7 protein-coding genes are annotated in these 8650 nt (G+C 39.1%); 6 read left to right on the top strand and 1 reads right to left on the bottom strand.

All coding sequences use genetic code 11. The annotated features are described in order from the left end of the window. Nucleotides 1-454 precede the first annotated feature (454 nt). The gene (locus IGI79_RS10935; protein ID WP_065096403.1) at nt 455-1945 is read left to right on the top strand and encodes a peptidoglycan DD-metalloendopeptidase family protein; all 1491 of its coding nucleotides are present in this window, start codon (nt 455-457) and stop codon (nt 1943-1945) included. A gap of 182 nt (nt 1946-2127) precedes the next feature. Here the strand turns inward: IGI79_RS10935 and IGI79_RS10930 are convergent, their stop codons facing one another. Then, a complete protein-coding gene (locus IGI79_RS10930) occupies nt 2128-3321 on the bottom strand; it encodes an ATP-binding protein (RefSeq protein ID WP_438845958.1) in 1194 nt (397 codons plus the stop codon). A gap of 562 nt (nt 3322-3883) precedes the next feature. Here IGI79_RS10930 and IGI79_RS10925 point away from each other — a divergent pair. The 5 genes from IGI79_RS10925 (at nt 3884) to IGI79_RS10905 (ending at nt 8612) form a co-directional block, all read left to right on the top strand. Continuing rightward, complete coding sequence (locus IGI79_RS10925) at nt 3884-4768, top strand: diacylglycerol/lipid kinase family protein (protein ID WP_438845957.1); 885 nt, start codon at nt 3884-3886, stop codon at nt 4766-4768. 349 nt (nt 4769-5117) lie between these two features. Next, nucleotides 5118-6146 (top strand): phosphate/phosphite/phosphonate ABC transporter substrate-binding protein, encoded by a 1029-nt coding sequence (locus tag IGI79_RS10920; protein WP_029593942.1) that lies wholly within the window; start codon nt 5118-5120, stop codon nt 6144-6146. Between the two features lie 12 nt (nt 6147-6158). After that, nucleotides 6159-6911, top strand: a complete 753-nt coding sequence (phnC, locus tag IGI79_RS10915; protein ID WP_438845956.1) for a phosphonate ABC transporter ATP-binding protein — start codon at nt 6159-6161, stop codon at nt 6909-6911. A gap of 11 nt (nt 6912-6922) precedes the next feature. Then, the gene (locus IGI79_RS10910) at nt 6923-7720 is read left to right on the top strand and encodes an ABC transporter permease subunit (RefSeq protein WP_065096399.1); all 798 of its coding nucleotides are present in this window, start codon (nt 6923-6925) and stop codon (nt 7718-7720) included. 1 nt (nt 7721) lies between these two features. Next, complete coding sequence (locus IGI79_RS10905; RefSeq protein ID WP_066025474.1) at nt 7722-8612, top strand: PhnE/PtxC family ABC transporter permease; 891 nt, start codon at nt 7722-7724, stop codon at nt 8610-8612. Nucleotides 8613-8650: the final 38 nt, after the last annotated feature.

Below are 8650 nucleotides of genomic sequence, written 5' to 3'. Positions count from 1 at the left end.
TGAATAACTGAACTGTCTTTAATTTGTAGCAACCTTAATTCAGATGATTGGTTACTCTATCTTTTTTCGATAGCAAATTTAGCAGAAACCGTCCTCCAAATAAGTGAATAGCAATATTTGGAGGGCTGTTTTTATAGATTATTTGATACTAGTCGGTTTAAAAAAATGGGGAAAAATTAATGTCAAGTTCAAATTTTGCACTTAATGATGAAAAAATATGGACTGCTTAATCCTTCTTATTCCTGTTAAAATGAATTATAATAAAGTAAAAGTCTGTCGTATTATCTCAGTGTTCGTTAGATATTTTCACTTAACGTTTGTTATTAGTAGTGGAACGAAGCATAAATATGAGATAAATAATTGTTATTACTTTATAAAAATTATTATTTTTTTAACAAAAAATTCATAACTAACATGTATCTTAAAAATAACTAAAGAAAAGGATGTAAGAAAATTGAAAAAAAAGTCTACGTATAAATTAGTTTCATTTGTATTTCTTTCACAAATGTTACTAACTACGCCTTTACAAGTATTAGCAGATGAACAAGTTTTTTCTGCGGACCAACCAGTAACAGCGGAAGCCCAAACAGAAACAACGACGGATTCGTCTGATACCACAGGTGAAGATAACACAACAGATACAACAACAGATGGTACAGAAGAATCAACGCCACCGTCTACTGGTGATTCAAGTGAACCAACCACACCTGATACTTCAGAACCGACAGAGCCAAGCACACCGGAGGAAACAAAACCAACGGAGCCGACAAAACCAACAGAACCGACGAAGCCGACAGAGCCAACACAGCCCAGTCAGCCACAAAAACCAACGCCACCATCAACTGGCGGTTCTACTGGAGAAACACAACCAACTACACCACAGCCGAGTCAGCCGACACAACCAGTGACACCACCAGCTGCACCTGTGGCACCAACGCCTGCTCCTGCAGCGCCAGTTGCTCAAGAGGTACGTCAACCTTCTGCAACTACACCGATCCAAGATCTTGTACCATCAAGTCAAGAAACGGATGAAGGATCGATCCATTTTGAAAAAGATGAATCAGTTGAGAGCTTCATTCGCAAAATCGGTGAATCTTCTCGAGAAATCGGGCAAGAACATGATTTATACGCATCAGTGATGATCGCCCAAGCGATTTTAGAATCAGCTAGTGGACAAAGCCAGTTGGCGCAAGCCCCTAACTACAATCTTTTTGGGATCAAAGGTACACACGAGGGCAATGGTGTGACTTTTGCCACACAAGAAGATGCTGGTGATGGTACATTGTATACGATCCAAGCCACATTCAGAAAATATGCCAACTATGAAGAAAGTCTTGAAGACTATGCTAAATTAATGACTGAAGGCTTGACTGGAAATAGTGAGTTCTATTCAGGTGCTTGGAAATCCAATGCAGAAACTTATAAAGAAGCAACAGAATTTTTAACAGGTCGTTACGCAACAGATACAAGATATAACGAAAAACTAAATGGTCTGATCGAAACTTATGATTTAGAACAATATGACAAAGAAGTTGCCGGACCTGAAGTGAATAAAGAAGGATATATCGTGCCATTAAGAAATTATACGATTTCTAGCCCATTTGGTCCTCGTGGTGGTGAATTCCACCGTGGATTAGATTTTGCGGCACCTCAAGGGGAGCCAATCTATGCTAGTAAAGCGGGTACTGTGATCAAAGCAGAATTCCATCCTTCATGGGGGAACTATGTAGCAATTGAACATGAAGATGGCACAACAGCGCTTTATGCTCATCAACAAGAATACGTCGTGAAAGTTGATGATGAAGTTGAACAAGGACAAATCATTGGGTTTGTCGGTTCTACTGGTAATAGTACAGGCAGCCATCTGCATTTTGAGATCAGTCGTGACAACAGCTTATCTCAAGCGCAATTGATTGATCCAGCAACCATTTTATTTGCAGAGTAAGCTTCCTATCAAGACAAAGAATAGCTGAATAAACATATTAAAATCTGTACCTAGAAGCATCCAATCGGTTGTTCTAGTGTACAGATTTTAATATGTTTTTCTTTTTAGTTTCAAATATACAGTTACAGGATAAGAGTAGGTGAGAATCGGATTGAACCAGTTATCACTTACTTGAAAAGCATTTATTTATCAAGTAACCAATCCACGATGTATTGAATGGGAATACCATCTACTTGATTGATCTCATAATATTTACCGGTAATCACTATCTTTTTATGATTATCTTTGATGTGAAGTAAATTGTCAGTTTCACGATTATTGTTGGGAAGCTCATAAGTCACTTGGATATAGAGTGTTTCATCTAGTTTTTTTGCAACAAAATCGATTTCCTGATTGTCCAGACGGCCAACATCTACTAAATAACCTCGTCTTAGCAACTCGACGTAAACAATATTTTCTAGACGATTAATATAATTACCGTCTTTTCTTCCTACCGCGTTTCTGCGAAGTCCAGAATCGATAATGAAATATTTTCCATTCGTTCTTAAATATTCTCGGCCTCTAATATCATACTGTTGCGCGCGATAAAAGAGATAACCATGTTCTAATAGATCTAAGTAGCGATTGATGGTATGCGTGCTTGTTGTGATTCCTTCACTTTTTAATGTGTTCGCAATTCTTGACGCATTGACGAGTTGTCCAACATTGTCTGATAAAAAACGAATCAGTGCTTTTAACACTGTTGCATCTTTTACACCGGCACGCAAGGCAACATCATTCAGGACGATCGTATCAAAGATCCCTGATAAAATCGTATCTTTGATTCTTTCATCTGCCAAGACTACACTGGGGAAACCTCCGTATTTTTCATATTCTTGATAAGCTTGATCAACAAACCGAGAGTCTTTTGCAATGTCCTTAACAGTTAAAAACTCATCGAAGGATAAGGGATATATAGGAATCTCGATGTAACGGCCACTAAGTAATGTAGCAAGTTCTCCAGATAACATATTCGCATTTGAACCAGTGATGATTAACTCGCAATTAAAGCTAGTTTTTATGCCATTAACGACCCGTTGCCATCCATCGACAAGCTGGATCTCATCGAATAAAAAATATACTTTTTCTTCATCTTGAGGAATCAATGGTGCTAACACGTCCCTAAATTTCTCTGCATCTGTGACTACTTGATAATTGAATGATTCAAAATTGATATAAATAATATGATTTGGTTCCACACCCTGTTCCAATAAATAGCGTTGGTAGAGCATAAGTAACACAGATTTACCAGACCGTCTAACGCCAGTAATGATTTTGATGAAATCAGTGTTCTGTAAATCGATCAATTGATTTAAATAATCAGGTCGTTGAAACAAAGTTATCCCTCCTCCAATATCCTATTGTTGGTGTAAGTATACCATTTTTGAAGTTAACTTCAAAAAAATCATTATTTTCAACAAATTTGAAGTTAACTTCAAAATAAAGTTTTTTTATCGTAAATTAGAAGTTAACTTTAAATTTATGTACATGATATGATGTATTTTTCATTGTTTTTCGTTATTATAGAGCAAGATTTATTTTGACAAACTTGAGAGAAGCGATTACACTGGTGAAAAGAAGCACACAACGATGTGTGCGTATGAATACGGCAATAACGCCTAAAAAAGTAGAGCTTTTTCTGCTTTTTTAGGCTTTTTTTATGGAGGAGAGGTAAATGAGGAGAATCATTTTAATAGAGAGAAAATAGTGGAGAATTCATGTGACATACTTAAAGTAGGAGATATTCCTATAATAGTAAATAATTCCATGCAGTTTTAAAAATTTTGTTACATTTCTGGAATAGTTTTTGTTCGTGCTATCCCCATAGCATCATTCCTTAGAATTTTCTGGTTTTATGTTATTGTAAGAGAAAGAACAAACAAGAAAGGAAGAAATCGGATGAAAAAAGCGTTGTTGATCGTTAACCCTAGTTCTGGAGGAGAAAAAGCAAAAGAATATGAAGAAATGGCAGAAAATAAATTGCGTACCCTTTTTGATGAAGTTCAAGTCTTGCACACTGAAAAAAGTGGCGATGCGACGAATTTTGCTCGTGAAGGGGCGCTGGAAAAAGTCGATAGTGTCTTTGCGATGGGCGGTGATGGTACGGTGAATGAAGCTATCAGCGGCTTGGCAGAACAAGCGCATCGTCCAAATTTTGGCTTCTTCCCTTTAGGAACGGTGAATGATCTAGCACGAGCATTGAATATGCCGATTGATCCAGAGGAAGCCATCCAACAATTCTCGATCGAACACACGAAACCTTTAGATATCGGCAAGATCAATGATCAATATTTTATGAACGTTGTTGCGATCGGAACGATTCCAGAAGCAATCAATGACGTTGATCCTGAAAAGAAAACCAAACTAGGAAAGATGGCTTATTTTATTTCTGGCTTCAAACAACTGACGAATACCCAGTCCTATACGTTCCGGGTGGAAGCCGACGGCGTAGAGGAAGAAATCGAAAGTAGTACACTGTTGATCGGTTTGACGAACTCGGTCGGTGGTTTTGAAACACTCTTACCAGAGGCAGAAATCAATGATGGCAAGCTTCATTTTGTATATTTAAAAGACCGCTCATTTTTTGATACCTTAAAAGCAGTGCCTGATTTGATCAAAGGGGTCGATGCGACAACGGAGAATCTTGCGTATCAGACCGCAGAAAAATTAGTGATTTCTTTAGTGGACGAAGAAGAACTGGCAACAAATATCGATGGAGATGAAGGAACAAAACTTCCAGTAACGATCCAAGTATTACCGTCTCATCTATCCGTTTATTGTTAGAATCAAATTAAGCAAAATCAACTAGACCAACTACTTGAAACAGCGAAGAGAAAGAATGAAAATAGAAAAGGGTGACTCGGTGAGGAAACAAATCTGTCGAGTCACCCTTTATTTTTTGCGTTTTTTTGTAAACATTGGATGAATTTGTTAAGAGGATTTTTTATGGTTTTCATTTATTTCAAAAAAAGACGCAGATGTACCAAGGTGTTGGTTGATCAAAGAAAAGAACCCTTGTTTTACAAATGATTTACAATCTTCATCTACTCCTATCGTGAAGTCCATTAGAAATTTACATTGAGTCCATAAAATGAAAGATGTACCAAATAAAAAACAAGGGAGCTTACCACACATGTTTTGGAATAAAAGACGATTGAAACTTATTAGTGCAATGTTTTTCATGACCGGCTTATTTTTATTAGCTGGGTGTAATTCCAATGCTCAAGCGGATGGCGAAAGTCAACATTCTTCTGAGCCAATCAAGATTGCTTTTTATCCCAATGAATCTGCAAGTGAATTTGAACAATCAAGAAATGAAATCCAATCGATCGTATCAGAAGCAACAGGTAGAGACGTCGAAATCGTCATAAGTACGGACTATAATATCGTGATCGAATCCATTGCCAACGGACAAGTAGATTTGGCGTATATGGGGCCTGATGGTTATATTGAAGCAAATAGAAAAAACGAAAATGTTCAAGCGATTTTAACAAATTCGGGTGCAAGTGGCACTCTGGAAGATGCCGTCTATTACAGTTTTATTGTCGTCAATGAAGAAGATACAGCAGAGTATCAAGAGGGTGATGGCTATACGTTGGCACCGATCGAAGGCAAAACGTTTTCCTTTGTCTCTAATTCTTCGACTTCTGGGTTTAGAGTACCAAGTCAAGCAATCGTTGATCAGTTTGGACTTGGTAGTTCGGATGAATTGATCATCGATGGCGATTTTTTCAACAAAGTACTTTTCGGGGGTTCCCATCAAGGCTCTGCCGTCAACTTGCTTAAGGGAGATGCGGATGCAGCAGCATTTATGAACATGGCTCAATATTTTGATGTCGTGGAGGGGGAAGAAAACAAAGCTGGTGTCGTTTACCAAGTAAAAGCCGATGCAGAGGCACCATTTGATACAGTCAGAGGCGAAAAAGTGCGTGTGATCCATTCGATTCCAGTGTTAAATGGACCATTTGTTGTCAACAGAGATAATCTGGATGAAGAAACAGTCGATAAAATCACTCAAGCCATGATGAGTGAAGAAGTGACGAATAATGAAGCGATCTTTTCACCAAAAGACTCAGAATCTGTGGGTCTATATCAGAAAGAAGCCGATGAACAATTTGTAGAAGTCACTGATAGTTTCTATGACCCACTTCGCTCGAAGTAGAAAGGACGAGCCATGCTATTACAAGTAGACTCGATTTCAAAAAACTATAGTAACGGGAAACAAGCGTTAAAGGACATTTCCTTTCAACTAGAAAAAGGAGAATTTGTTTCGATCATCGGACCATCTGGCGCAGGAAAATCCACGATTCTACGTTGTATCAATCAGTTGATTTCTGCCAATGAAGGGGCTGTCTTCTTTGAAGATGAGGACATGCAACGTCTAAAGAAGAAGTCTTTGCGCTTAAAAAGAAGAAGAATCGGTATGATTTTCCAGCATTATAATTTAGTCAGTCGCCTCACAGCTGTTGAGAATGTCCTTCACGGTAGACTTGGATACAAGTCTGCCGTGAAAGGCTCGATTGGTGTCTACAATGAAGAGGAAAAACAGGAAGCCTTCGATTTGTTAGAAAAAGTCGGATTATCAGAGTTTGCTTACACACGTTGTGATGAATTGAGTGGTGGACAAAAACAACGTGTCGGGATTGCTCGAGCGTTGATGCAACGTCCTGCGTTGATCTTATGTGACGAACCGATTGCATCCTTAGACCCCAAATCTTCGAAAGTCGTTATGGATTATTTACGGCAAGTGACGAAAGAATTAGATATTGCTTGTTTAGTGAATCTTCACCAAGTAGAGGTTGCGATCGATTATTCCGATCGGATCATTGGCGTAAACAGTGGCAATGTCGTGTTCTCTGGGAACCCAGATGAACTGACAACAAATCAAATCAATCAGATTTATCAGTCTGATGAATTGTTAGTATAGGGAGGGCTTGGATGGATAAAACACTGAATCAAGATCTCTTTCGTAAAAAGAAGCAGTTTTTATTTGTGACACTCTTTAGCTTTGTTGTCGTGTACGTTGCCTTTTCACAATTTGTTGGCTTTCAATTTGGTGCAGCTATTGCGGCGATTCCCCAGAGTTTTGTTTGGTTGTTCACCAATTTTATCCCAACGGAAAATTCGATCCAATCCTTGCCATTGATTTTATCTAAATTACTTGAGACGGTTTTGTTGTCGATCACAGCAACGATGACTGCCACAGTATTTTCATTGATCACGGCAATCATTGGTTCAGAGACAACTGGTCTGAACAAGGGAACAAAAACAGTGGCGCGGGTCTTTGCTAGTTTTTTTAGAAATATCCCGATCGTGGTTTGGGCAATGGTCCTACTGTTGAGTTTCAAACAAAATGAATTTACTGGCTATTTAGCCATCACTTTTACAACGTACGGTTACTTGACGCGCTCGTTTATGGAAACGATCGATGAAGTGGCAGGAAGTATCACAGAAGCGATGACGGCGACTGGTGCTTCTTACTTTGCGATCATTTTTCAAGGCGTCTTACCGATGGTCTTTGGTCAGCTGATCAGTTGGATCTTGTTCATGATCGAAAACAACATCCGTGATGCAACATTAGTCGGCATATTGACCGGAACGGGAATCGGTTTTCTGTTTGACCTCTATTATAAGAAATTTCGTTACGATATGGCAGGAATGGTCATCTTGACGATCGTCATCATCGTGATCGCACTGGAACTTTCGTCCAATAAAATTAGGAGGATGATTCATTGATATGGTCCAACGACAAAGTGAACTTGAATTAGCGGTGACAGAAACCGTCTTAGCCCAACCGACAAAAATCAGAAGAAATGCTAAAAAGAAAATCCGTATTCGCGTGTGGAAAACCTATCGGATCGTCCCTTGGGTCTTGTTTACGCTACTGACTAGTATATCGATCTACACCTTATTCACGATGGATTATGGCGAGGTTGTATTGCTGGATGCGACGCGACAATTTTTTACAGACTTGCAACGGATTTTTCTCCAGCCAAGACTCTCTGGACGTTTTTCTTTTGAGACATTGCTCCAAGCTTTAGGTATGACGGTAGGTTTGGCGGTGATCACCACATTGCTTGGAGGTGTGACAGCCTTCTTGATGGCGTTATTTACAGCAAGAAATATCAGCCATTCAGGCCTATCAAACGCGATCCGAACAGTGATGTCCTTCATCCGTGCGGTGCCAACGATCTTGTGGGTCATGATTTTCTCGATCTTGATTGGATTGGGTGCGAATGCGGCAATCATTGGCATGTCTTTTCACACGATTGCTTATCTTACAAAGGTCTTTTCTGAGAGTATTGAAGAAATCGACTCTGGTGTGATCGAAGCATTGCGTGCGTGTGGGGCAAGTTGGTGGCAGGTGGTGTTCCAAGCAATTTTACCTTCTTGTATGACCGCTTTGCTTTCTTGGTTGTTTATCCGTTTTGAGATCAACTTTACCAATGCGATTGCCGTAGGTGCCGCCGCAGGAGCGGGTGGTTTAGGGTTCCAACTTGCGATGACAAGTAGTTTTTATTTTGATTTTCATGAGATCGGCGTATTAGTGTATATGATTTTAGCAGTAGTTGCGATCTTAGAAGTCGTGGCGATCAGACTACGAAAAAAATATATCATTCACGCTTGATTGAGATGAAATTGACTGGAAAAAAGGAGAGGAGAACG

The sequence above is a fragment of the Enterococcus sp. AZ084 genome (genome assembly GCF_051714905.1).
GTDB lineage: Bacteria > Bacillota > Bacilli > Lactobacillales > Enterococcaceae > Enterococcus_B > Enterococcus_B pernyi.
This window is presented reverse-complemented; position numbering and strand designations above follow the sequence as displayed.